The following is a 24,175-nucleotide window of genomic DNA, read 5'->3' on the forward strand; positions in this document are numbered from 1 at the left end:
GGACGTTGATAGTCAGCGCAGCATTCCGAGGGTGCCGATGACAGATCTGCGGACATAGCGTCGTCGGAGATGTCGGAATTACTGATCCCCTTAATCCAAACTTACTGCATCCCTGAAACTATGGTTCAATGATCCGAGCAAGAGAACGCAACTGCGGGGCTGCTGCGGGATGAGAATAGCGGAGCTGAACGGAAAGAGAAGACTTGCGGCGATCGCGGCCGTAGACATGGTTGGTTACAGCCGGCTCATGGAACTCGACGAAGTTGGTACGCTCGCGCTGCAAAAGGCGATTCAGGACGAAGTGTTTAGCCCCGCAGTCGAAGAATGCGGTGGGCGCGTCGTCAAGACGACTGGCGATGGTGCCCTGATCGAGTTCGGCAGCGCGGTCAACGCCGTCCGATGGGCCGCCCAATTTCAACGCGCGATCACCAAAAGAGCACGCGAGACCAGCAATGACCGCTGGATCACCTATCGGGTTGGCATCAACGTCGGTGACATTCTTGTTGATGGCGATGACATTTTCGGAGAAGGGGTCAACGTCGCCGCGCGCCTCGAGGGGTTGGCCGAGCCGGGAGGCATCCTCGTGTCCGAAGCGGTTTTTCGGAATGTCAAAGGCAAGCTCGACCTCGGATTCGCGGACCAGGGCACCTTGTCAGTAAAAAACATCTCTGAACCCGTGCATGCCTACAGTGTACTACTCGATCCGGGAGATGCGGGCAAAATCGTCGCACGCAAAAAGCGTCTGCGCGTCGATCGCCAGAAGTCGTTGATCGCGGCAGTTCTTTGCCTTGCGGCCGTCATCGGGGTATTTGCGGCCAAGGATCATTTCTTGGACACCGCACCAGACACGGCGGGCCTGCTGATCCTACCTTTTGAGTCTGAAGATGGAGGCGATCAAGTTCTTGCCGATGCGGCGACCGAATTGCTGTTTCTGTCCTTCGAGCGGCAGCGCCATATGCCCATTTCCACCTACAGCACAACTCTGGCCTACGAGGGCGTTGATGTGCCGCTGGACGAGGTCTCGCAAAACCTGGGCCTGCGTTATGTCCTCGATGGGTCAGTAGAGACGGCTAAGGGCCAGATCGGAGTGCAGGCGCGTCTGCGTGATACGGAGGAACTGGGTGACGGCACGATCTGGCAGCGGTCCCTGACCGGAGATCGGGATCAGTTTCTCGACATGGTCGTCACGCTCAAACTGGGCGCAGCCGGCGCAACAAAACTCAAACTCAATCCCGTTGAACGGACCATTTTTGAAGCGGCGCCAACGGGCAGTCCAGAGGCCTTTCTTGCATTTGCCAAGGCAGAACGTTTGCTCGATAGCAAGGATTTTACGGACATCGGCGAAGCGCTCAGTCAATATGAAAGAGCGATCGAACTGGACCCGGCTTTTGTCGAAGCAAAGCTCGGATATGCGGAAGCCAATTTCAAGGTCTGGGAAGGTAGTTTCAATACGATCTGCTTCACACTGGACGCCCTCAAAATTGCAACTGACACTATCGACGAGGTTTTGGAAAACGATCCAAAGCACCCGGTGGCCATTGGCTTGCAGGTCCAGATGTTGATTCAACACCTCGAACGTGACCGCGCCCTGTCGATTGCGCGAAGCTCCGTGTTCAGCAATCCCAACGAGCCAGTCTTGCGATATGTCCACGGCCTGAGCTTGACCGCGATAGGTGATTACGACAAGGCGATCGAGGCATTCGAAGAGTTTGAACGGCTGTCGCCCCGGCTGAATTCCGGCGAGAAAGGTGATCTTTCTTGGAGCTATCTGCGTGCCGGAGACAGCGACAGGGCACTCACGCTCCTATCGGGGATTCCGGAGGACGAGATAAAAGAACAGCATCTCAGGATTATGGCCGATGCACAGTATGAGCAAGGAAACGTCGAGGCCGCCCGGGACAACATCGAGCGGTTTCTGGTGAACAATGTCTGGCTGAACCTGAATTGGATGAAGCCATGGTTCGATATCTACAAGGATCCGACAGTCTATCAGACATATGCCGAGGCCATGCTTGGATCTGGCCTGCCGGAGTGGCCGTTCGACTTTCCCAAAGGGCGGGAAGGCGATCGTATCGAACATGAACAACTCGTTCAGCTGCATTCCGACGAATTCGAGGAAAAGCACACGATTGGACCCTTCGGTGCTCCTTATTCCGAAGTGCGGATGCCCGATGGGACGATCTCAATGAACTTCGCCTGGATGAATGGGATACCTTTGACCGGAACATGGCGGATCGCTGGCGATCAGATTTGTCGCAGACTTCCTTCAGTCCATCAGGGTCGCGAACTCTGCCACTATCTTTACCTTGATCGCGCCCGATCGACTGACGAGACCCTGTTCGTTTCATCTGTCCTAAACTTCGGTGTTATCGATTCCGAATTCGTACACGTGAATGATTGAAGGTTAGAACGGCCCTGCTTTCGTTAGTCCAATATCGAGATTGCCTCGTCTATCAGCAGGCGCCAATGTTACGGCTAACTTGGTGTGGTGGATCGTTCAAATCGGCTGATACCGAACGTTGGCCCCCGGCGCCGAGTGCTTTGGCAAGGCGGTGGCATCGATGACCCCTCCGGGTTCGAAGGAGACGTGGGAGGCAGTTCAGAATACGATGGTCAGCCGCCCTTGACTTGGCGAGGACGGCCCTAAGGAAAGCATCGCCGCCACGGCTCCGTTCAAGTAGGCCCCAGTCTCACAGGCGTTCTGCGCCAATTTCAGCTCGTCGATCAGCTTGAGATTGGCAATACCTGCGGCGGCACCGATCGAATGCGCCGAATAGGTCCAGTCGGGTTCTGTTGCAATGATTTGGGCCCGCCAAGCAGTTTCAGCAATCGCTCGGGAGTTAGCAACGAGCTCGGCGAACCGCCGAAACGGACAGAGTCCGGGTTTGAATTCCCCTTGCGGATCATGTGTGCAACCTCGATGCCCGCTAGCGTTTTCCATGCTGAGGCGAAGGGCTTGAATCCCAGCATGGGCCGAGTACGCCTCTTGATGAAACGATGATCCTGTTCGACGAAGTTATTGAGGTATTTCCACCTCACCATCTCGATCGGGATCAGACAACCAAGGCCTTTGAGCATCGTATCGATCACCTTTATGCTGGCAGTATTGGCGCCGCCTTTGTCGATGACGATCTTTCGCGGAATGCCGTTGACCTCCAGCATCTTGGTAAAGAGCTTTGTGGCGGCCGGTTTATTGCAACGTCGAGGAAGCATGAAATCACGCGTTTTGCCGTATTTGTCGACGGCTCGATAGAGATAAACCCACGAGCCCTTCACCTTGATATAAATTCCACCATTCGCCAAATTCGGTCACACGATCCCTTCCGTCATCGCGCGGCTTCGGCAATGGTACCAGAGTATCGTGTCACCCAGCGGTTCAGCGTTGTTTGATCAACCGATCCGCCGCTCTCGGCCATGGTTTCTTCCAGGTCTCGACAGGAGATACCGTAACGGGCATCAAAGAAAACTACGAACAGGATCACGTCCTTCGGATACTGCGCGCCTTTGACGTAGATCATGAACTGGCTTTCAACTGGTGAAAACGGCTGGCCAGCCACCGCCTAACCTGCCCAGCTCCAATGGTTAATAATTGGCCGCAGAACCCCTGCGTGTTGGCGGTAGGTGGATGTATCTCTATCGAGCCGTCAACAAAGCGGGAAACACCCTTGATTTCACGTTGCCTGAGTAAAGAAACGGTCCTGCAGAAACAAGGTTCATTGCAAAGGCACTTTCGTCAAACGGGATTCCAAGTAAGATCGTAATCGACAAGAGTGGCGGAAAGGCAGCCGGTATTCGAGAAGTAACGAAACCTAAAAGAGCTTTGCTTATCCAACCAAATTACAAACCATCAAATCCAGATTTTTGAACAACAAGATCGAGCAGGATCACCGGTTCATCAAACGATGTGTCCAGCACATGTGTCGAGCCAAATCAATCATTTTCGCATCGGCGATACTGGACGGCATCGAGGCCGTGAACATGATCCGAAAACGGCAATTCGGTTTGCCTTGGGGCTCTGGGTTTTGCAAAATTTTTGAAGTGGCGGAATAACTGTGTCTAGCGGGTGGACTTTTCAGGCTTCTCTTAATTTTCGCGACGCACCGATTATTGAAACCATCTTGCACGGCTAATCTCCTCAAATCATGGGCACGGTGCCGAAACGCCACAAATATGAATGGCAATAATTATTGGCTTTTCGCCGTTTCAGGACAGCATCGCAAACATCATAAAACCATCATTGCCGAAAAGCACTAAATCACACGCTGCAGCCATTTTGCTCCGGACATCGACCTCTTCCGGATAGAGCAAGCTCACTTCACTTAATTTGATTGCTTCATTCCAGACGAGAACGCTTGTTGCTCGACGTTGGAACGGCTGGCTTGGCGCACTCTGCATGCTAAGTCGGCTCAGGCATTTCAAGATCACTCAGGTGTAGATCGGACAAGATACTTGTCGGATCACGATTCAGATCAATAAACTACATCGAGTGTTTAAGGGATGGTCCAATCACTTGAAACCGTCAATATCGCAAGAGACAGTCAAGAAATGGCAGCGGATTGTTGATCTGATCGCGCGCGTTGCCGACGTGCCTGCAAGTTTGGTCATGCGCACACATGAACCGTATCATTCTGTTTTTGTCACCAGCAATTCCGAGGGAAATCCGTATTCCGCTGACCGCCGATTCACACTGAACGAAAGACTATACTGTTACGGTGTTCTGCAGCGAGATGGCGAGCTGACGGTCGAGGATGCAACCTGTGATCCTGAATGGATTGACAATGACGATATGGAACATGGAATGCGGTTCTACATTGGTTACCCCCTAAAATGGCCGGACGGATCGATATTTGGCACCATTTGTGTCCTCGACCATCGCCGCAACCGACGCGCCTTGCTGTTTCGTGAAGGCTTGCGGGAGTTTGCGAGGGTTATTGAGGCCGATCTTGAGTTGCTGGTCGAGATTGAGCGGCGCATTACCCTTGAAACAGAATTGCAGGCGACGCTGGACCAGCTGGAACAGCGAGTTGCCAACCGCACAGCGGATCTTGAGGAAGCAAATACCGCGCTTCGTGTTCTGCTCGGCAGCGTCGAAACATCACGGGAAGAGTACGACACCAAAATACTACGTCAGATTAAAGGACTGGTCGTGCCGCATTTGGTCAAATTGCGCAGCAGACTGGAAGGAGATCCCGCCGGACGCGCCTATCTGGAGTTGGCCGAAGAAAGCCTGAAGTCCATAACCTCAGAAATGAGCGGACAACTCACCACGGTATTCGAGATGTTAACACCAACCGAGCAGGAGATTGCGCAGATGATCATGCGCGGTCAAACAACAAAGGACATCGCCCATACGCTTTCGCGCGAACCCAGTACGATCGAGTTTCACCGGAACAATATTCGCTCAAAGCTTGGCTTGCGTCGCAGCGGGCAGAACCTGAGGAGTTTGCTGCTCTCAATGCAATAGACTATGGGGGTCTTCCCCATATTTTACCCATGAAAATTCAATGCCTGTTGAGGCAATCCTGATTGGTACCCTTGCGTCATCCGAGGACAAGCCCGGATCATTCGACAACAGGGACAAGCGATATGGATAAAGACGAACTTAATCTGAGACCGACGCTGCTGCGCGGTGACAAGGACCATTTGGCACCGGGACTGTCGCGCCGATCCTTCTTCATGGCGGCGGGGGCCGCCGGGTTCGGGGGTGCGGCGACTGCCCTGAGTACATCGCCGGCCGAAGCACAATCCACGGATTGGACCCAGCCGGGCAACAACAACGGTGTGATCGAGCTGCAGAAAACAACCGGCAATACCGTCGATGGCGCGGTTGGTATCGACTACTTCGGTCATTGCGCAATCAAGATTACTTCCCCGGGCGGAGCGACAGTTCTCTTCGATCCCTGGCGAGACGATCCGTCGGGCGCGTGGGGGCTGTGGTTCAAAAACGAATTCCCGGAAACGCCGGTGGACATTTGCATGTCAACGCACACCCATTTCGATCATGACGCCATTCACCGACCAGTTTCGACGATGGTACTGGATCGGATGGTAGGCAATTTTGAATTTGCAGACATGAAGATCACGGGCTTTGCTGACAAGCATGTATGTCGGGCACCGGGTTGGTATGACTGGACAAACGCGCTGGGTGAGTTCGGTGTACAGGCTTGCCCGCCCGACAATGTCGGCCACATGGATATGGTGGTCTATCTGGTCGAAACCGGCGGCATCCGCACCTTGATTTGGGGCGACAATCGCCATAATCCGCCAAAGGAATTCTGGGACGCCATCGGTCAGGTCGATGTGTTGACGCTGCCAGTTGACGGATCCCAGCACATTCTGGATTACCAGCAGGGCAATGACATCGTCACCAAACTCAAGCCAAAAATCATCATTCCAACGCATTACCTGAGTGAGACTACCAGCTATACGTTGACGACCCTACAAAACGCAGACGAATGGGTAAAATCGCAAAAGAGCTACAAGATGTTAGACACCGCCAGCCTATCACTGGAAGCTGATGACGTTGCCGGCATGGATCGCGAGTTCCTCTATTTTGGGCATAACGCCCAAACAAGCTGACAACTTAGCAGGTGGGGCAACGTCGCCCCACCTAATCTGTAGTCTGCGTGGCAGACGCAAAAAATTGAATGGCAATCTATTTTTGGAGTTTGCCGTTATCGCAATGGTGATCGACCCCAATCAAATGCTGCAAGCGGGAGTTTCCGACACCAAACACAATTACGAGCTCGGAACAGCCCTTCATGAGACCTGGGGCAATGAACTCTCCGAGGACGGTTAACCCCATCTCGAGTATGTCGAAAAATAAGACCTACTACTCCACCATTTCTCCCGCCAGTAACGGTTCAGGACCCTCAACCTCTTCCAGTCGTTTCCCAATGATCATCCAGAACCGATGGCCTGCCTTACGCAAAAAGCAGCGGTCGTAGCCGACAAGCAGCCACGATGCATTGTGCGTGATCAACTCATCCTCAAGAGCTTCTTGTCTGTCGATGTCCAGATGGGTTGTCGGCTTATCTAGCACGTAGAAATTCGGGCCTCTGAGCCGTAGTATCAGCATCGCCAAACGCGCAATTTGTTCGCTAGACAGTGCACCGGTTTTGGTGTCTTGCATCTGTAAGCACCTAAACGTTCCGATCGGGGGCAGTTTTTGTGGCAATGCCAACCCGCCATAGGTGAGGACGCACCACGGTGCTCTGCTCAGGCGTCTGTTGCCTCACTACGTGTCATGATGATCTCGCGGGTGATCTGCCAACGTCCATCTTCAAGCACGAAATCGATGCTGAGCGAGATGAGCTGATAGCGTCCTGTGGCGTCGTTCTTTCGGCTGACCAAGATGTGCCCATGCGTGTCATCAGCCTCGACCAAGTGATACTTCACCCACGGATTATCGTCCTTCAACGTGCCCATGTTGTCCTTGATAAACGCCACAAACCCGTTCTTGTCGTTGCGCATCAAGGTGCCATCATTCAACAGAACATAGGTCTGCATGTCGCGGTGATAGAGGTTGTCCAGAACATCAAAGGAATGCCCTGAGACGCCATGGATCAAACTATCCAATGTCTCTTTGACGGCGATTGCGTTCGGGTGGTTTTCAGAAATTGCCATTGTAAATCTTTTCTTGGAGTCTCGTGTTTCGGGGAGAGTTGGTTATTAGGATCACTCGGTTGCATAGTTGCTGAACATATCCAGAACAATCAGCCACGGTGCGTCGTCGTTCTCGCGCTCTAGAACGTAGATGTACGATCCTTCCAGCTCGAATTCCTGGCTTTCAACGGAAGCTTTTGTCACGCCTTTCATGACTGCTTGAGTGCCATCATCAGAGATGAAAAGATCTTCAATTGTGTGCGACAGCTCCCCTTTATTCTCGCTCATAAAGGTGATCGTCTGACGGGGCACACCGTCGCGACCCTGCGCAGGGCGGGTTGCTGGAGCGATCCAGAACGCATCCTCGTCATATAGAGAAATCAGACCGGCTGCGTCATATGTGGCAGCAAGTTTGTTGAAACGATCATTGAAGGCGAAAAGGCTTTCGCGCGCTTCGGCTTGGGCTGTCGTTTCGGCAAAAGCAGGCAGCGTCAAAGAAGCAATGACGGCAATAGCAGAGAGTGCGGAAGTCAAGCGCATGAGCTTGTCCTTTCAATTTAGTATATTATTTTTAAGGTGTTAGATGGAAAATGAGCCTTAGGCCGCGCGTGTCCCCCGAATGGGATAGTTGTTTTCAGGATTGCGGATGAAGCGAAGACCTCCCAGCAGCGTCTTCAGATCGGGCCGTGCAAATGGTGCATTTGAGATATCCGTGACCTGAACTTGTCCCTTGGCATTCACGACGAAAATACCGGGTTCCGCAAAGGGACGATCCGTTTCTTCTGCGGAACGGGGATCGGACACGTAAAGACCAAGCTCGTGCATCTGATTCAGGCTCAGATCATAGCCAACCGGATAGCTCGGCTGCACTAGCGCCATCTGGTCTGTTGCTTTGGCTTCTGTATCAGCAGAAACGGCAACGACATCCACTCCAAGCGCATGAAACTCGGGAAGCAGCGCTTCCAGCTCTTTCAGATAGCTGGTGCACATCGGGCAGTGCTTGCCACGATAAATGACGGCAATTTTCCAATCATGGCCCTCTTGCGGAGTGCCGAGCAAAAGCTCTCCCCCACCTAGCTTGGGGACGGTGACTTCTGGAAACTGTGATCCGGCAGATGTTCTTTGTGACGACATTTTGCTAGCCCTTGCGTTTTGTGATGATCGTTATAAAATTATCAAAAGCGAAACGTCAAGGACTTTTGTAATGACCGTCACAAAAAAAATTGGGCGACCCAAAAAATTCGATCGCGACGATGCTCTCATGAAGGCGATCGGTGTGTTCTGGAAACAGGGCTATGAAGGGGCGTCCATGAAGTTGTTGACGGACTCGATGGGCATTAACAGCCCCAGCCTTTATGCCGAGTTCGGCGACAAGCATGGCCTCTACCTGGAAGCCATCAACAGTTACGCGACCAACGACGCCTGCACACCTTTGGTTGCTCTGGAAACCACGCCCGCTATTCGCCAAGCCGTCAGAGCATTTTTCGAGGCAGTCATTGACTATTCCACACATCATCCCAGTGGGGCAAAAGGGTGCTTCCTCGTATCGTGCGTCGCGACAAGTGCCGGACACGTGGACGGCACCGCCGAAATGCTGCGTGATGCTATCACGTCAACCGACAAACGCATAAAAGCGCGCTTCGACAAGGAAGTTGGACTGAGAACACTACCCCAAGACTTCCCGAGCGCTGATCGTGCCAAGCTGATGTTCGACCTACGACAAGGCATGGTGTTTAGGGCGCGTGCAGGTTTCTCGGAAGCCAACCTCGCAGATGACATTGAGAAATATGTAAACTCGGTTCTGGCAAAACCCGAATGCTGACTCATGTGAACAATGCTGCATTCAGCAGTTTGGGCTCTTATGAGCCATTCGCCGCAATTCGGTTCCCCCACCCTGTCGCTCCCGCACCATCGACATCCCCGGCCCAAAGTTGACATTCGGCCTAGTCGTCCGTTGCTGTGGGCGCAAATTCTATCACCGTTTTAATGTCAAGACAGCGGGACAACGCTGCCAGTAAGCCGGTTAATATTAATATCTGCATTGGCGCCGCGAGACAAAGTAGGGACCGGCTCACGCGATAGTTGGAAACAGCGCGTTTAACTCCTTATCCATTTCCGAAACGGCAGTGTCGTCGCCAGCGATCACCTGCGCCAAGGCGGCCTGGAACAGGCCATCAAATAGGGCATAGAGTGCTTTCGATGATAGTTTTGGCGTCCCGCCTCCCAATTCGGCATATCGTGCGACGACGCGCCAAATCATTTGCTCCAGGTCGCCGTCAATTATTCTTACATCTTCCAGCAGCGCAGACTCAAACAACGCCTGTGAGCGCAGATCATACCAAATCCGATGTAGGTGAGTTTCGGCCAAAAGTGTTTCGGAAGGCTGCTCGATGAAACCATCAAGCAACTCCTCTTGTGTTGCGGCCTTTGTCGTTGCGACGTCGTAGCGCCGAACACACAGTGCTTTGTGGCTCATCCGGACCTGAACACGATTAACGGCACGCCAAAAGGGCAAGAAGGCATCCACGCGTTCGCCGAAATGATCAATAACGTCAAAGCACTTCCACAGTTGTCGATTGCCGTCGTGGACGGTTTTGCGCGGGGCGGCGGCAACGAGTTTACCATGGCCTGCGATATCTCCTATGGCACAGAAAACGCGGCGTTTGCCCAGCCCGAGATCGGCGTCAACATTCCAACCGGTGGGCAAGGCGGTGTTCAGTTCGCCCGTAGATTGGGTCGTAAGAAGGCGATGCAGGTTCTGCTGACTGGTGAAGACATTTCTGCGCCGGAAGCTGAAGCGCTGAAAATTATTACGAAATACGTGCCCAAAGCCGAGCTCGATGAGTATCTTGAAGGCATCCTGAATACTCTTCGAGCCAGAGACCTGCGCGATGTGACCATGTACAAGGACATCGTGAATGCGTCGATCCGTGACGAAGTCGCGGGTGCTTCAATCGAATTGCGCTACTTCATCGAGCGGGCGGCTGAAGAAAAAACGCAAACCGTTATTAAGGCATTTCTTAAGAGTGGTGGTCAGACGGAACGCGAAGCAATTGACTTTTCTGGGGTCTTTGCCGACACGGCGGCGGAGCTCGTCAAATCTGCGGGTTAGTCGTACTTATCCTAACAAACACAAACTAGGCCATGAGCTTTAGTATCGCTCATGGCCATTGAGCTGACATTCCTTCGAGACGTAACATCCGATAGAATGGGCGCGTAGCCGACGTCGGATGCGGCCCGGCATCCTGTGGTATGGCGTTTCAGTCGATGTCGGGTTGTCATTGTGGGAGGGTATGACAGATCGGAGGATCAGCTATGGAAACACCAAACCTGCCTGCCATTCACGCGCTGCGACCTGCATGAAACAAAGGCCGGATCGTTGGTCAGAAGCAACCACTCAAGTCAAAGCATGTCGGGGCAATTCGCGTCCGCCTCGAATTAGCTGAGAACCATCGCGATCTCGCACTGTTCAACATGGCGATCGAAAGCAAGCTCCGTGGCTGCGAACTCGTGAAGATGAAAGTCGTCGACGTGATGGCTTCGGGACAGATCAAGGAACGCGCATCCGTACTGCAAAGCAAAACTCAGATATCTGTTCGCTTCGAGATCTCCGAAGGAACGCGGGCGTTTGTCGAGAAGTGGATGGAAGGCGAGCTTATGGCAGGCTCGGGGTATCTCTTGCCAGGTCGGTTCCACGAACACCTGCACATCTCGACTCGCCAGTATGCGCGGATTGTCCGCGACTGGGTAACTTCGATTGGCCTTGAGGCGAGCGCTTACGGTACGCATTCAATGCGGCGGACAACAGTGACTCAGATCTATAAGAAAACCGGCGACCTACGCGCCGTCCAACTGCTGTTAGGTCAAACGAAGATGGACAGCGCAGTCAGGTCTCTTGGTGTTGAGCTTGAAGACGCCCTGGCCATTGCAGAAACCATTGAAATCTAGATGTTCTGGACCGTCTTCACAGACTGCCCTTGCCGACTTTGACCACAGTCTTCGAATGCTGCGCCTAAACCCGCATTGCCGCCATTCGCCGCAAATGCAAAATACAGTGCTGGTCGCACTCACAGCTCGCGACACAAGGTATAAGTTCGCCGCGTCAACCTCCAAAGACCGCTTACTTGTCGCACGCCCACCTAAAGATCACTCACGCTAGATCAACCATGTGCAGCACCGTTCAAAGCCCAGGCTGCAAGCATTCATTTGCTGATCTCAAGACCGGCCTTGTGAAGACTACCCAACAGCTTCTGTTCGAACTGATCACCCAATTGCCAGATTGACAGAATGCTGTCTGCCTCGGATGCAAAGGCGGGTCGTTGCAACAATAACTCATTCAGCGAGGACTGGGCATCTTGCTGGCGTTCCAAACTCGCATTCAAAGCTGCGCTCCAAAGGTGTGTCCATAGGAAGTTTGGCATGTCAATCTGGTCCAAAACCGTGAGTGCCCGTTGGTAATTTCCCTGATCGAATTCATAAAATATTTTCGGGAAATGGTACCAATGCGGATGCACGGGGTTCAAAGCGATGGCCCGATCCACAATGGCCAGACCTTCGTCCCAATCACCGCTGAAGGCGAGCCTCATACCGTAATGTGCCAGAACAGAACTGTCATTTGGGCTTAGGCCAACAGCAATCTGACCGGCCTTGCGAAACCCATCAAAATCTCCGCGAACAAAGCGCATATTGGCCAACATCAAATGTCCAGCCGCCAGGTTCGGATCCATCTCAACGGCACGCCGCGCTGCATCGGAGGCGGCGGCGATCACCTCTTGGCGGTCGCCACCAAGCCCAAACCGGATTTGTTGAAGATAAAGATTGGATAACACGGCCCATGCTTCGGCGTAGTCTGGGCTTTGTTCCAGAGCTCGTTGAATGCAGTCCATGATTGCCGAATGACGGCCATGGTCGATTGTGATCTGGTAACTGTAATAGCTCAGCACGCAATCATATGCATCGCGGTTACTTGGTGGCGTTCTGGTCGCAGTTTTCATCGCATCCTGAGTCAGGACACCGTATTTTCCTGCCAACCTTCCGATTACATCGCGGATTATACTATCTTGAGCGGAGTAGATTTCGCTAGGGGCGCGGCCCGTGGAATAGTCATTCACCCAAACGTATCGCTGACTTTTGAGGTCGATGAGGCGGGCCGACAGCACTATGGTATCACCCTTGTCGAGAACACTTCCTTCAAGTGCGAAATCCGCATTGAACTCTGTTCTCAAACCCTGCAGATTCGTACGCCCATGGGGCGACCGCCGGCCACTGCCCAAAGGAAGAACCCAAATGTCACGAAACCGCGCCAACTCACTGGTTAACTGCTGGGTTAGTCCATCTGCAAAATAACCCGGCCCATCTCCTAGTGTGTCAAACGGAAGGACAGCCACAACAGGGCCTTGCGGTAACGTTTCCTCAGAGATTGATCTGCTTGCGGTCCACCAGCCACCAAAAAGGAACCAGACTAAGGAGCATAGTATCGCGAGCCCAACAACGCCCAGTCCGACAATGGAAAAACGCCGGGAGCTGCGGTTTTCCCGCGAAGAAATCTTGGGCGATGTAATCGGTGGTTCAGACAGCCCGACGCGCTCGAACCGTGGGGTGTACCCGCCCTTGGGAATGGTCAGGCGAAGCGGATCTTCTCGACCCGGTCCGGCATAGTAGCCATCTATATCCTGTCTCAGGCGTCGTGCCTCAAGCCGGACAATCGGGTCGATTTGCTGATCAAATGTTTCATCCCTGTCAAAAACGGACATAGCGATGGAAACACCTTTGATCTGATCAGCGCGACCGGACAGATACTCTTCGACGATGTAGGACAAAAAGGCGCGGCGTTGGGGTGTCGCCGCAAAATCAGGATGGGTCAATATACGATGCAACTGCGCCCGAATGTCATTTTCCGATATGTCCATCCGAAGAGCCCCAATCCCGTAAAAATCTAAAGAAAACAATCATTCAACACGCAACTCCGGGTGTCATACAAGGGTTCAACGGCAGGTAGCAACATGTTCGCACTTCTCTGCTGTATTTCTTTCGCTAACACGGGCGAGCACTTTGCCATGCAGGCAAGCGCCGGAGCGACGGGGAAACGGTCTTTGTATTCGAAAAGATGCCGTTCTTCGCGAACGGTTAGACTTTCCCTCGTGAGTTGGTTCTGTAACCGCTTCCTTGCCGCTTTCGATTATTGAATTCTCTTCGACAGGAGCTGTCTGACCATGGCATGCCGACAAAAACTACTTCTCACCACCACACTATTGATTCTGACCGGGGGTGTTGGGGCCGCGCAGGAACATTTTGACCCCAAGGGCAAGATGCCATCGGAATTCACTGTCGAGTTTCAGGAGCAGATGCGTGACTCTCTGCCGTTCGAAGATCAGCGTGACTTTGAAGAAAGCCGCAAAGGTCTGATTGCAGTTCCAGACTACCGTCAGATCAAAACCGAAGACGGAACGGTCGCGTGGGATATCGGCAGCTATGACTTCCTGCTCGAAGAAAGTCAGACCTTTGACTCGATTCATCCATCGCTGCAACGCCAGGCTATTCTGAACATGAACTACGGCCTCTACGAGATCCTGGAAGGCAAGATCTATCAGGTACGTGGCTTTGATCTGTCGAATATCTCGTTCATCCGGGGTGACACCGGTTGGATCATCTTCGACCCGCTGGCCTCAAAAGAAACCGCAGCCGCCGCGTTGAAGCTGCTGAACGATACGGTCGGAGAACTGCCGGTCAAAGCGGTCATTTATTCCCATTCCCACGCCGATCACTATGGCGGTGTCCGCGGTGTCATCTCCGATGAAGATGTTGCCAATGGCGTCGAGGTGATCGCGCCCGAAGGCTTTATGGAACATGCCGTTTCAGAAAACGTCTACGCCGGCAACGTGATGAATCGCCGCCTGTTCTTCCAATACGGTGTTCTGCTGCCGCGCGATCCGCATGGCCATGTGGATCAGTCTATCGGCAAGAATATCTCGGCCGGAACCACCGGCCTGATCGAGCCGACCCGCTATGTCTCGGACGACTACGAAGAAATCACCATCGACGGGGTGCGCATGATCTTCCAGAACACGCCCGGCACTGAAGCCCCGGCAGAAATGAACACCTATTTCCCCGATCTCAAGGCTTTTTGGGCGGCGGAAAACATCACCGGTACGATTCACAACATCTATACCCTGCGTGGTGCTCTGGTGCGCGATGCGCTCAGCTGGTCAAAGCATATCAACGACGCGTTGTATGAATTCGGGCAAGATGCCGATTTGATGTTCGCCTCTCATTCCTGGCCCCGCTTTGGCAATGACCGCATTCAAGAAGTTATGCGCGCGCAACGCGACACCTATGCCAACCTCAACAACGGCGTGTTGAACCTGGCCAACAAGGGTGTGACCATCAACGAGGTCCACAATGTCTATGAGGTGCCGGAAAGCCTGCAGCAGCAATGGGCCGCGCGCAGCTACCATGGCTCGGTCGAGCATAACAGCCGTGCGGTCATCAACCGGTATCTGGGGTATTGGGATGCCAACCCGACCACTTTGACCCCCCTATCCCCAAAGGACAGTGCGCCGCTGTTTGTCGAGATGATGGGTGGTGCAGAACCGATCCTGATCAAAGGGCAGGCATTGTTTGATGCCGGTCAATACCTGCATGCCACTGAAATTCTGAACAAACTGGTCTATGCAGAACCGGACAACCAGCAAGCCAAGGATTTGCTGGCCGATGCGTTCGAACAGATCGGATACCAGAAAGAAAGCCCCTCTGTACGCAACTCGTTCCTGGGTGCCGCCTATGAACTGCGCAATGGCATCCCGCAAGGCGCCACTATCGAAACCACGGGCCCCGACACCATTCGGGCAATGGAAACGTCGATGTGGCTGGATTTCATCGCCATTCGCGTCAACAGCGCAAAAGCGGCGGATATGGAGTTTGTCATCAACCTGTCCATCCCCGACCGGGATGAGAGCATCGTGGTCGAGATGAGCAACGCCACATTGACCCACATCATCGACCAGACAGCCCCGAATGCGAATCTGTCAATCAGTTTGAACAGGGCCGATCTGGAAAAGGTCATGACGGGTGAGAGCAAGCTCACCGAATTTCTGGCGGACGGTACGGCGCAGTCCGAAGGCAACACGGATGTTGTGGCACAACTGGCATCCACATTGGACCAGTTCGATCTAGGCTTTGAACTGATGCCTGGCACCGGGGCCAAGGACCTTACGCCCCAGACAAATGATTTTGCCCAGCCTCCGTTGGCCAATTCAAACGGAGGCTAATCTTCCGCGTCCATCTGGGCGAGCTATCCCAGATCGACCCCTGTTTTGGTCCCATGAGAAGTTCGGGCCCGAATTCGAAGTTGATCTGGGATACACTTCCCTCAAAACGGTTGCATTGATTTAACAATGCAACCGTTTGCTGGCGGTGTTGCATCGCCTACTGTGGGCTCTCTACCGACCACAGAAGCAAAGCAGTATTCCCTAACCTTGACAAGGTTACGTTTGCCAAGAGCGGCCCGGAACTGCCATTTACCTGCGATCATGGATACCGCAGAGCGGCTCGCCGGACCTGCCGTTCGCTAAAGTCGCAAAACCCAGGAGTTTGTTTTACTCACACCCTGCGGTTATTTAGCAAATTCGCAGTTTCGATATGCTCTCAATTAGTTCCCTGTCCGACGATGCACGGCCCAGCGTTTTCTACACAGGTCACTTTTCGAAAAGTATCATGGCACTTGTTCTGCGACTTGTCGGTCGTAATCCAAGGCATCGAACCAGCCAAGTGAACCGGTGATGCGACAGTTCTCGTCCAGTTCCCATTCTACCCAACCACTGGCCTTAACGAGGTTCCCCGGTTCCAAATGATGCCCTTCAAACGTCCAGCCGAAGACGGTGTGATCCCCGACACAACGAGCAAAGTCATTTGTGAGTTTTGGGTCGGGGAAAAACGCCATGAAGCGGGCCACATCGACCTCTGGGGAATACTCGTTGCCCAATCCTCCCTTATCGGGAACACTACAATTGCAAGACAGTCGTAAAGGACCTCGAAGCTGATGTCTGATCTCATTGAATGGTTGTCACGAATGAAGCTTCTTAATCTGGAGGCGGCTCTGGTCGAAAACGAAATCGACCTGGATGTTTTGTTCGACCTAACAGATGAGGACATGCGTGAGATCGGCCTTTCACTGGGCGCACGCAAGCGGTTACGGACAGCCATCGACGACGGTGCGCCCGACCAACCTCAAACTGACGCCTCAAGTTCAAAAGACGTCAGGCGTGATGCTGAACGTCGCCACCTTACGACGCTGTTCGTGGATCTCGCTGGATCAACGGCACTGTCGGCGCGGTTGGACCCCGAAGACATGAGCGAGGTGATCAAGCGCTATCAAAACACGGTCGCCGGTATCGTCACACGCTATGAAGGGAATGTAGCCAAATATATGGGTGACGGAGTCCTGTGCTATTTTGGTTGGCCGGTGGCGCATGAAGACGACGCCAAACGCGCCGCGCGCTCTGCGCTGGAAATTGTCGGATCGATCGCCGAAATGCGGGCGCCTGACGGCCAGGAATTGTCTGCTCGGGCCGGAGTGGCGACCGGCATGGTTGTCGTAGGTGACCTCATCGGGGAAGGAGCATCGCGGGAAGAAACCGTTGTTGGCGACACACCAAATCTTGCAGCGCGTCTTCAGACATTGGCCGAGCCGGGACAGGTTCTGGTTCCGGAATCGACAAAGCAATTGATCCAAGACAACTTCGAGTTAGAAGAGTTAGGTCATTTCGACATTAAGGGATTGGACTCGCAGGTACCGGCCTGGAGGGTTGGAACCGAACGCAGCCTAGAAAGCCAGTTTGAGGTCGAAGATCTCAATCCCGTTCTGCCCATGATCGGGCGTAACCATGAACTGGGGCTGATCATGGAACGCTGGCAGCGCGCAACTTCCGGCGAAGGCCAAGTTGCTGTCTTGATCGGTGAAGCAGGCATCGGCAAGTCCAGGCTGACACGTGCCGTCATTGACGCGGTCTCGACACAGGATCATTTCCGGATGAACTATCACTGCTCTCCCTATCACACGGACTCGAGTTTCTTTCCTGTTATCCAGCAGCTTACACATGCCATGGGCCACCAGAAAACCGACTCGGCCAGCGTAAAAATCGAAAAGCTTCGCCAGCAACTCCGGACCGCCGACCCAAAGATCATTGCTGAACTCCTTCAGATTGAGGCAGGTCCATCTGCCGAAAAGCCCACTCTGACGCCACAACAATTTCGCGTCCGGATCATGGAAGAAACCTCGGCAGAAGTGCAGGCGCTTTCAAGAGAAAAGCCGGTCCTTCTGGTGGTGGAGGACGCTCATTGGTGCGATGCTTCGACGCTTGCGATGCTCGAGGCGTGTCTGGACCGGATTGCGACCGAGCGTGTCATGATCTTGATTGCGGCAAGGCCGACTTTCCAGCACGCTTTTGGAGGACATCCAATTGTATCCAAGCTTACTTTGAACCGGTTGGGGTCGGAGCAGATCGAAGGTGTTCTCGCAAAGATATCCGGTGGAAAAACCCTTCCCGACGAACTGATCAAGGAAATCATCCACCGAACCGACGGTGTGCCGCTGTTTATCGAGGAGCTGACAAAGACCATATTGGAGTCCGGCGACCTTTTTGAGACCGAGGACAGCTTCCAACTCACCGGTCCCATCGACCGGGTGACCATACCTGCGACATTGCATGATTCCCTCATGGCCCGGATCGACCGACTTCAACCCGTGAAGGAAGTCGCCCAAATGGCCGCCTGCATCGGCCGAAGTTTCGACCGTGCGTCCTTGGCAAAAATCGCCCGGGTCGATGATCTGGTGCTGGAAGATGCGCTGGAACAGCTGAAACGCAGCGAACTTGTGTTTCGTCGAGGGATACCTCCAGATACAACATATGTCTTCAAGCACGCTCTGGTTCGGGATGTAGCCTATGAAAGCTTGCTGAAACGTCGACGTCTGGAAATCCATCACCGACTTACGGACCTGTTCGAGGCGGATCCGAATGCACCCCCGGAATTGATCGCACATCATGCGACTGAGGCTGGGTTGAGGGAAAAGGCCATTACTTTATGGGGCGAAGCTGCCAGAAAAGCTCAGGCCCGACCGGCATATATTGAGGCGGGAAATCACCTGCGAAATGCTCTGACGCTGGTCGCGAGTTTACTGGACAAACCGGAATGGCGCGAACGGGAGCTGTCGCTTCTGGTGCAACTCGCGCAGGTACATATCGCCAAGGATGGCTATGCATCAGCTGAAGCCAGCGAGGCATTCTCGAAAGCGTTGGAACGGATAGAGGCAACCACGGACCCAGAACTCACGGTCGCAATCTACTATGGAACCTGGATCGCGCCATATATCGGCAACGATCTGCACAAAGCGTTCGATCTGGTTTCGAGACTGGTAAAGGACATGGCGAACGAACCTGATCCGATCCCGAAGCTAATCTCCCGCCGGATGCGGGCTGCAACCCTGATCGCCAAGGGCCGGTCTGTTGAGGCACTTCAAGATCTCGAAGTCGCTTATGAACTCTATCATTCGGCCGAGATCGTAGATTTCTCTACGAAATTCGCTCAGGATCCAGGTGTGCAGATCTGGTGCTACATGCTTCTTGCACAATGGATGTGCGGCGACGAAGACATGGCGCGGCAGACCTGCGACAAGGCTCTTGCCCGAGCCCGCGAACTCAAACACGCCAATACAATCTGTTATGCAGGTCTGCACGCCGTCACCCTGACGATCTGGATTGGCGACGTGGAAAGCGCAACCGAGATCAACGAAGAAATGCGCCGGGTCTCGGACGAACACGACATGGCGTTGTGGAAGGATTTTGTCGCCATTCATGACGCTGTCCTGGCCTGCATGACCGATGTGCCCGGTGCTGTCCATCAGCTGGACAAGGCCTTAGAAGAGTATCGCGCTAAAGGATGCTGGCTCTGGGTAACCCTCTATTTGGCTGAACACGCGAAAGCCCTACTCAGGGCCGGTGATCCCGGCGCTGCCCAACGTACAGTGGATCGCGCATTGCGTGAACAGGATATCACAGGAGAACACTGGGCTGAGGCTGAGTTGCTCCGTATCAAAGGAAAAATCAGGGCAGCACAAGGAGATATCGATTCAGCAAATGCCGCCTTTGACCAAGCTATCTTGGTTGCCCAAAATCAAAAGGCCCAAATGTTGATCGAGCGTGCGTTTCGTTCAAAACAGGTTCTCCTCGACGCAAACGGTTGAGCAATCGGGTTCCTCGCTCGAATCTTGGTTTGCAAACGTTTAAAGTCATTGAAAGTCGTAATTTCCACCAGGTTCTGCGGCAGCCGCAATTCAGACAAAGCCGCCTTTTGCCCTTGCGGCGTTTGTTAACACAGAAATACGTCGCAGTTGCAGAGTCATATCCTCGCTGCCGCAACGGATTTCTGGTCTCCGGTCATTCAGTGACTCAGATTGCGGCAATATCCGAACCGACCCTTCGTTACATGCGGGGCTACAAGCAAGGAGCAGACCAAGCTAGCTTTGTCAGTGGCAGAGTTAGATATCCGTTTTTGCTCAGGCCTAAAAAAGCGGCAAGCGGTGATCTTACGATTGGCGAGTTACTGCCGCTTTCGTTTGATCGAAATTATGCATCCGGAATGCTTCGGGTGCCGCGCTGGTACATCACGAGCCATCGCATCCACGTTTCCAAGGTGTCGTAGTGCTCCGCTGTTCAGCAACACGCCGCGCCCGGCATCATATCGACGTTGCCCAAACCCGCTGGCAACGCACTCCCATTCTTCATTGGCCTCCGCATTACGAAATCTCGGAAGGTCATGTGGGTCATGCCGTCCTGGTGTTACCGCCACGTGATCGTGTTTCTTAGAATTGGTTTGGTGGGTTGAATGGTGTGTCACGTGTGTTGTGCCAGGTTGCTGGACAGTACCGGTTGGCGGCCTCGGCTTTGGGCGCATGATTGTTACGACGCCGTGTGGCTTCGGATGTCCTGGGACGGCCACATGAGTTGCCGTAGGTTTTGGTGTCAACTGTGGAACCTGGCCTGGAACCGCGACGGGAACCTGATTGGGGGTAGCGGTCGGGATAAGCGGTGGCGTCGCTGTTGTGCCGCCGGGTTGCGGAACACGGGCAGGCACGGCGACCGGAATCTGGTTTGGTGTTGCAGTCGGGACGAGCGGTGGCACAGCAGTTTGACCGGTGGGCTGAGGCGGGACCTGGCCAGGAACTGCGACTGGTATTTGATTTGGCGTCGCGGTGGGCACAAGTGGCGGCACCGCTGTTGGGCCGGTAGGTTGAGGCGGAACCTGGCCAGGGATTGCTATCGGAACTTGATTGGGGGTTGCAATCGGAACTTGCGGCGGCACCGCTGTAGGCCCTGTGGCCAATGGCGTAACCTGATTAGGAACAGCCGTTGGAACTTGGATTGGAGTAGCATTTGGAGTCAAAGTCGGGGCAAGAGTCGGCGCTAGTACAGGTGTGGGAACCTGACCGGGAACCGCTATTGGCGTCGCGATAGGAACCTGACCGGGAATTGCGTTCGGGACCGCGCCCGGCGCAAGGACGGGAACAGTAACGGACGCGGGCGTTTGCTGCGTTCCCTTAGGCGGTAACTGATTTGCCACAGGCTGCGTTGGGCCGGTAATTTGATTACCTGCCCCTTGCCCACCGGCCTGCCCGCATCCTTGGCTTGACTGGTGCGGATTCCCTACGCCACGGCACCACCCGTAGTGATTTCCGCGGGCAACGACCTGAGTGGCGGCCAATTCTGCGATCAGACAAGTTGCGGTAAGTAAAATAATGCGGTTCAGTTTCATAGCGTCCTCACCAACTTGTTGTCAGAGCAAGATACGCGCCAGGGTCACCCGAGTCGGTCAAAGGGCCGTCTCTCAAAGGGACGCCAACGTATCCGGATAGGAATAAGTTTCGCTTAAACTCGACGTCCAGACCCAACCCGGTTGACGCCAGTGTAGCACTTCCCACTTCGAAACTGGCGGGATCATTATTCGAGATGTAACCAACGTCGAAAAAAGCGAAGGGCGTCAGACGATGAACGCTCTGCGAGCTTGGAAAATAGGAATGAGATACTTCGAAGATTGCTGAGATCCCTGAATCACCATCCACTTCGTCAAAGCGGTATCCACGCAAAGCATAACGATCGCCAAGGAAGTACTCTTCGACTGAGGGTAGCCGGTCTGTCGTGTACTGACCCCAGATCTCTGTCCGCCAAGCTGTGTTGGGCGATAAGCCCGGTAGGGGGCTTTCATATCCGATGCCGCCCCTCAAATGCCAGAACGAAGAGTCCCCGTCGTCAAAGCTTGCGTCCGTCGTGTCGTTGTCATTGTCACCAAAGGACAGAGTTAACCCGGCTTCGAGAGCTTGCCCTTTCGAGTAATTTTGGCCGTAAAGGTAAGTGAGGCCAACGACACTGGCGTCACTCGATAGTGGAACGCCTCCGCTGACTGAATCCGCTTCTGAAAGACGGTAGTCCAGCAGCAGGTATCCATATCGGGCCACATCGCGGATAACGGGGTAACCCAATGCGACGGTGAAGTTTTCCCCGTCGATATCAGTTCTTGCGAAATCGCCAGAGATATCACGCTTGGCGTTTACATTCCCGTAGAAGATCTCACCGTACAAACCATCACTGTTAAGTGGCACACGGTAAGTGAGTGCGCCCCACAATGCATGCTCATCGTCTTTGTCCCAATTGTAATTGCCAGATCCCTCAATGCGAAGCAGATCGCCGACGGCTAAAGTCGAGTAGAACTCTTGCACGACGTAAAAACTCAGCGCTTCTCCAAGCTCCCGAGGAGGGTTGTCTAGCGTCGCACTCCCGGCTTGCTTGCGCAAAGGCTCTCCCAGCACTCTGAGCCGAGCTCCAGCTTGATCCGGATAATCAAGTTCGGTTGACAGTTCCAAGTCAGGTATGTCCTCGGCCAGCATCACTGCCCGCTCAAATCGTTTCAGCGTTATGGGATATGCGGTAGTGAGGGGTTTGAATATCTTCTCAAGTGCTTGGAACGTACGCGTATCCACGCCCTCAATTTCGATGGTTTGAATGCGTCCTTCATCAACAATAATGCTTTGCCCGTCAGGGCCAGACCAGGCTTCAGCCAGGAAATAGCCGTCTTCTCGATAGATCTGCGTAACCGTTGATGCGATCTCCGACGCTGTGATGCGGCCTGACCGGTTAAAAGCCAATTGACCGGCAAAGGTTAACAGCTCATCTGTGTCATACACCGTAACGCCGCTGACTGAGTGCTGTGATGCGATGTCCCAAGTTTGGGCAATGCTGTTTTTTGGTATAGATATAGTGGCCAAAAAAAAGCAAAAGACCGTAAAGACAAGTGAATTGAATATGCGCATTTTCGAAAACCTTAAGGTTAAGGTGCAATTCGACGCCCATCTTACAACAAAGCTCGAACGTGTTAGCTTGATCGCCTTTGCATAAAAACTTGCCGCATAGGGCTTGGCCGACAAAACGATATTGCGTTGATCTGCGGGACCGCAAAGAACGCACGGCTGGTGAACACAGCCACCTATCGCCTGCTGAGTGACTTCACGAGCAAATGCTAGAGCGGACTTTGTTGAGAAGGCCAATACGTTAGTTCCTAACATCGCGGTCTCCCAGCGCTCAATTATTATAAAATGCCTTCCGACCGCCAGCACTCACTCCAGCAGCCGGAAGGGTGCGGCAAGTCGAGCCACAGCGACGACAACGGAGGTAAAACTAAAGTTGCGTCGAATTCGCATGTTTGAAGCTATTTTCTCAAAAATCAACATTTTTTTCCGCGCGTAAAATTTTATACTATCTCTGCGCGAAAGGCGATTGCATTCAAAAATGACGGATGGGAATACGAATGTGGACGGGTGTATTTTCCTGAGTGGCTAAGCGCCTCAAGGTCACGAAGAAAATCAGAAAGGAACGAAAGATGGGATTCAGTGAAGCAGTTAAAACGTGTTTCTCGAAATATTTCCAGTTTTCCGGGCGGGCTATACGTTCAGAATACTGGTGGTTTTTCTTGTTCGTAGTACTCTTGAGTGCCGTTTTAGCTGTGTTGGATTCGATCCTATTCGGGACCAACCCCGAAACGGGCCACGGATCTCAAGTCTTGTCTGCAGTTTTCCAACTGGCCGTTATTATACCAATGCTAGCTGCCGGTTGGCGTAGACTGCATGATACAGGGCGACCTGGCTGGTATTTGCTGCTGCCAATGGCGCTCAGCGTTGCTACGCTGGTTGTTCTGATGGGCGGAGTGGCCGTTTTCTCGGTATTGGAGCAAGGGACGGAAAAACCTGATGCGTTGCGAGGACCCGCAGCAGTCTTGGGTATAACCGGCATCGTTGTTGTCTCAATTCTTCAATTGGTTCTGTCCATCTTGATGATCTGGTGGCTGACGCGACCTTCTGAAGAAGGCGCAAACGAATACGGCGCACCTGTTTCGTGACCTGATTGCGCGTGTGACAGCGCGGAAATCCAGTTGGGCGAAAGTGCGAACCACAAAACTGTGGAGAGTGAAAATGAGCTTCAAGCCGATTTTCATTGGCGCGCTAGAGATAGCAATGGCAACCACAGCA

General features: G+C 53.5%; 20 protein-coding genes and 2 pseudogenes. 11 read left to right on the forward strand and 11 right to left on the reverse strand.

Translation table 11 applies throughout. From position 1 onward, the window contains the following. Window positions 1-226 precede the first annotated feature (226 nt). Entirely contained in the window at window positions 227-2,401 is a 2,175-nt protein-coding gene (locus AC2FIS_RS12340; RefSeq protein WP_496773622.1) for an adenylate/guanylate cyclase domain-containing protein, read from the forward strand. A gap of 243 nt (window positions 2,402-2,644) precedes the next feature. Here AC2FIS_RS12340 and AC2FIS_RS12345 read toward each other — a convergent pair. Together AC2FIS_RS12345 and AC2FIS_RS12350 are read right to left on the reverse strand one after the other, a co-directional pair. Beyond that, window positions 2,645-2,782, reverse strand: a pseudogene (locus AC2FIS_RS12345) (aspartate aminotransferase family protein); the annotation flags it as partial. A gap of 66 nt (window positions 2,783-2,848) precedes the next feature. Next, a pseudogene (locus AC2FIS_RS12350) lies at window positions 2,849-3,518 on the reverse strand (IS6 family transposase); the annotation flags it as partial. Window positions 3,519-3,589: 71 nt separating this feature from the next. Between AC2FIS_RS12350 and AC2FIS_RS12355 the strand changes: the two are divergent. Together AC2FIS_RS12355 and AC2FIS_RS12360 are read left to right on the forward strand one after the other, a co-directional pair. After that, entirely contained in the window at window positions 3,590-3,688 is a 99-nt protein-coding gene (locus AC2FIS_RS12355; protein ID WP_496773623.1) for a DDE-type integrase/transposase/recombinase, read from the forward strand. A gap of 158 nt (window positions 3,689-3,846) precedes the next feature. Then, the gene (locus AC2FIS_RS12360) at window positions 3,847-4,050 is read left to right on the forward strand and encodes a DDE-type integrase/transposase/recombinase (protein WP_496773812.1); all 204 of its coding nucleotides are present in this window, start codon (window positions 3,847-3,849) and stop codon (window positions 4,048-4,050) included. Between the two features lie 153 nt (window positions 4,051-4,203). On the opposite strand, the gene AC2FIS_RS12365 is transcribed toward AC2FIS_RS12360, so the two are convergent. Continuing rightward, window positions 4,204-4,395, reverse strand: coding sequence for a hypothetical protein (locus AC2FIS_RS12365; RefSeq protein ID WP_496773624.1), 192 nt, complete (start codon window positions 4,393-4,395; stop codon window positions 4,204-4,206). Window positions 4,396-4,603: 208 nt separating this feature from the next. Between AC2FIS_RS12365 and AC2FIS_RS12370 the strand changes: the two genes are divergently transcribed. Together AC2FIS_RS12370 and AC2FIS_RS12375 are read left to right on the forward strand one after the other, a co-directional pair. After that, window positions 4,604-5,464 carry a helix-turn-helix transcriptional regulator gene (locus AC2FIS_RS12370; protein ID WP_496773625.1) on the forward strand — a complete coding sequence of 287 codons (861 nt, stop codon included), beginning with the start codon at window positions 4,604-4,606 and terminating at the stop codon, window positions 5,462-5,464. Between the two features lie 122 nt (window positions 5,465-5,586). Then, window positions 5,587-6,579 carry an MBL fold metallo-hydrolase gene (locus tag AC2FIS_RS12375; RefSeq protein WP_496773626.1) on the forward strand — a complete coding sequence of 331 codons (993 nt, stop codon included), beginning with the start codon at window positions 5,587-5,589 and terminating at the stop codon, window positions 6,577-6,579. Between the two features lie 253 nt (window positions 6,580-6,832). Here AC2FIS_RS12375 and AC2FIS_RS12380 read toward each other — a convergent pair whose 3' ends face one another. The 4 genes from AC2FIS_RS12380 to AC2FIS_RS12395 form a co-directional block, all read right to left on the reverse strand. Further along, a complete protein-coding gene (locus AC2FIS_RS12380) occupies window positions 6,833-7,132 on the reverse strand; it encodes a P-loop NTPase family protein (protein ID WP_496773627.1) in 300 nt (99 codons plus the stop codon). Window positions 7,133-7,218: 86 nt separating this feature from the next. Continuing rightward, window positions 7,219-7,626: a hypothetical protein gene (locus AC2FIS_RS12385; protein WP_496773628.1), complete on the reverse strand. Its 408-nt coding sequence runs from the start codon at window positions 7,624-7,626 to the stop codon at window positions 7,219-7,221. 51 nt (window positions 7,627-7,677) lie between these two features. Next, on the reverse strand, window positions 7,678-8,145 hold the full coding sequence (locus AC2FIS_RS12390) for a YybH family protein (RefSeq protein ID WP_496773629.1): 468 nt from the start codon (window positions 8,143-8,145) through the stop codon (window positions 7,678-7,680). Between the two features lie 57 nt (window positions 8,146-8,202). Continuing rightward, entirely contained in the window at window positions 8,203-8,739 is a 537-nt protein-coding gene (locus AC2FIS_RS12395; RefSeq protein WP_496773630.1) for a redoxin domain-containing protein, read from the reverse strand. A gap of 70 nt (window positions 8,740-8,809) precedes the next feature. Here AC2FIS_RS12395 and AC2FIS_RS12400 point away from each other — a divergent pair, with 70 nt between their 5' ends. Next, window positions 8,810-9,427: a TetR/AcrR family transcriptional regulator gene (locus tag AC2FIS_RS12400; RefSeq protein WP_496773632.1), complete on the forward strand. Its 618-nt coding sequence runs from the start codon at window positions 8,810-8,812 to the stop codon at window positions 9,425-9,427. A gap of 249 nt (window positions 9,428-9,676) precedes the next feature. Here AC2FIS_RS12400 and AC2FIS_RS12405 read toward each other — a convergent pair whose 3' ends face one another. After that, window positions 9,677-10,132, reverse strand: a complete 456-nt coding sequence (locus tag AC2FIS_RS12405; protein WP_496773820.1) for a hypothetical protein — start codon at window positions 10,130-10,132, stop codon at window positions 9,677-9,679. Here AC2FIS_RS12405 and AC2FIS_RS12410 point away from each other — a divergent pair. Further along, window positions 10,073-10,717, forward strand: a complete 645-nt coding sequence (locus AC2FIS_RS12410) for an enoyl-CoA hydratase/isomerase family protein (RefSeq protein WP_496773633.1) — start codon at window positions 10,073-10,075, stop codon at window positions 10,715-10,717. The genes AC2FIS_RS12405 and AC2FIS_RS12410 overlap by 60 nt on opposite strands. A 263-nt stretch (window positions 10,718-10,980) precedes the next feature. Further along, on the forward strand, window positions 10,981-11,553 hold the full coding sequence (locus tag AC2FIS_RS12415) for a tyrosine-type recombinase/integrase (protein ID WP_496773813.1): 573 nt from the start codon (window positions 10,981-10,983) through the stop codon (window positions 11,551-11,553). Between the two features lie 254 nt (window positions 11,554-11,807). Here the strand turns inward: AC2FIS_RS12415 and AC2FIS_RS12420 are convergent, their stop codons facing one another. Beyond that, window positions 11,808-13,514, reverse strand: coding sequence for a tetratricopeptide repeat protein (locus tag AC2FIS_RS12420; RefSeq protein ID WP_496773634.1), 1,707 nt, complete (start codon window positions 13,512-13,514; stop codon window positions 11,808-11,810). 303 nt (window positions 13,515-13,817) lie between these two features. Between AC2FIS_RS12420 and AC2FIS_RS12425 the strand changes: the two genes are divergently transcribed. After that, entirely contained in the window at window positions 13,818-15,872 is a 2,055-nt protein-coding gene (locus tag AC2FIS_RS12425) for an alkyl/aryl-sulfatase (RefSeq protein ID WP_496773636.1), read from the forward strand. A gap of 443 nt (window positions 15,873-16,315) precedes the next feature. Here the strand turns inward: AC2FIS_RS12425 and AC2FIS_RS12430 are convergent, their stop codons facing one another. Next, a complete protein-coding gene (locus AC2FIS_RS12430) occupies window positions 16,316-16,585 on the reverse strand; it encodes a hypothetical protein (protein WP_496773637.1) in 270 nt (89 codons plus the stop codon). Between the two features lie 57 nt (window positions 16,586-16,642). On the opposite strand from AC2FIS_RS12430, the gene AC2FIS_RS12435 reads away from it, so the two are divergent. After that, window positions 16,643-19,843 (forward strand): ATP-binding protein, encoded by a 3,201-nt coding sequence (locus AC2FIS_RS12435; protein WP_496773638.1) that lies wholly within the window; start codon window positions 16,643-16,645, stop codon window positions 19,841-19,843. A 1,575-nt stretch (window positions 19,844-21,418) separates the two neighbouring features. On the opposite strand, the gene AC2FIS_RS12440 is transcribed toward AC2FIS_RS12435, so the two are convergent. Continuing rightward, window positions 21,419-23,215, reverse strand: a complete 1,797-nt coding sequence (locus tag AC2FIS_RS12440; protein ID WP_496773640.1) for a ShlB/FhaC/HecB family hemolysin secretion/activation protein — start codon at window positions 23,213-23,215, stop codon at window positions 21,419-21,421. Window positions 23,216-23,481: 266 nt separating this feature from the next. Here AC2FIS_RS12440 and AC2FIS_RS12445 point away from each other — a divergent pair, with 266 nt between their 5' ends. Further along, entirely contained in the window at window positions 23,482-24,045 is a 564-nt protein-coding gene (locus AC2FIS_RS12445) for a DUF805 domain-containing protein (RefSeq protein ID WP_496773641.1), read from the forward strand. Window positions 24,046-24,175 lie beyond the last annotated feature (130 nt).

This window comes from Ruegeria sp. CDSB113 (assembly GCF_059611045.1).

What these genes read in the sequence shown, in the direction of transcription:
- AC2FIS_RS12395 (WP_496773630.1), bottom strand. Translation starts at nt 8,739, where the DNA reads ATGTCGTCACAAAGAACATCTGCCGGATCACAGTTTCCAGAAGTCACC.
- AC2FIS_RS12340 (WP_496773622.1), top strand. Translation starts at nt 227, where the DNA reads ATGGTTGGTTACAGCCGGCTCATGGAACTCGACGAAGTTGGTACGCTC.
- AC2FIS_RS12380 (WP_496773627.1), bottom strand. Translation starts at nt 7,132, where the DNA reads ATGCAAGACACCAAAACCGGTGCACTGTCTAGCGAACAAATTGCGCGT.
- AC2FIS_RS12385 (WP_496773628.1), bottom strand. Translation starts at nt 7,626, where the DNA reads ATGGCAATTTCTGAAAACCACCCGAACGCAATCGCCGTCAAAGAGACA.
- AC2FIS_RS12365 (WP_496773624.1), bottom strand. Translation starts at nt 4,395, where the DNA reads ATGCAGAGTGCGCCAAGCCAGCCGTTCCAACGTCGAGCAACAAGCGTT.
- AC2FIS_RS12420 (WP_496773634.1), bottom strand. Translation starts at nt 13,514, where the DNA reads ATGGACATATCGGAAAATGACATTCGGGCGCAGTTGCATCGTATATTG.
- AC2FIS_RS12390 (WP_496773629.1), bottom strand. Translation starts at nt 8,145, where the DNA reads ATGCGCTTGACTTCCGCACTCTCTGCTATTGCCGTCATTGCTTCTTTG.
- AC2FIS_RS12425 (WP_496773636.1), top strand. Translation starts at nt 13,818, where the DNA reads ATGGCATGCCGACAAAAACTACTTCTCACCACCACACTATTGATTCTG.
- AC2FIS_RS12400 (WP_496773632.1), top strand. Translation starts at nt 8,810, where the DNA reads ATGACCGTCACAAAAAAAATTGGGCGACCCAAAAAATTCGATCGCGAC.
- AC2FIS_RS12440 (WP_496773640.1), bottom strand. Translation starts at nt 23,215, where the DNA reads ATGTTAGGAACTAACGTATTGGCCTTCTCAACAAAGTCCGCTCTAGCA.
- AC2FIS_RS12375 (WP_496773626.1), top strand. Translation starts at nt 5,587, where the DNA reads ATGGATAAAGACGAACTTAATCTGAGACCGACGCTGCTGCGCGGTGAC.
- AC2FIS_RS12435 (WP_496773638.1), top strand. Translation starts at nt 16,643, where the DNA reads ATGTCTGATCTCATTGAATGGTTGTCACGAATGAAGCTTCTTAATCTG.
- AC2FIS_RS12370 (WP_496773625.1), top strand. Translation starts at nt 4,604, where the DNA reads ATGCGCACACATGAACCGTATCATTCTGTTTTTGTCACCAGCAATTCC.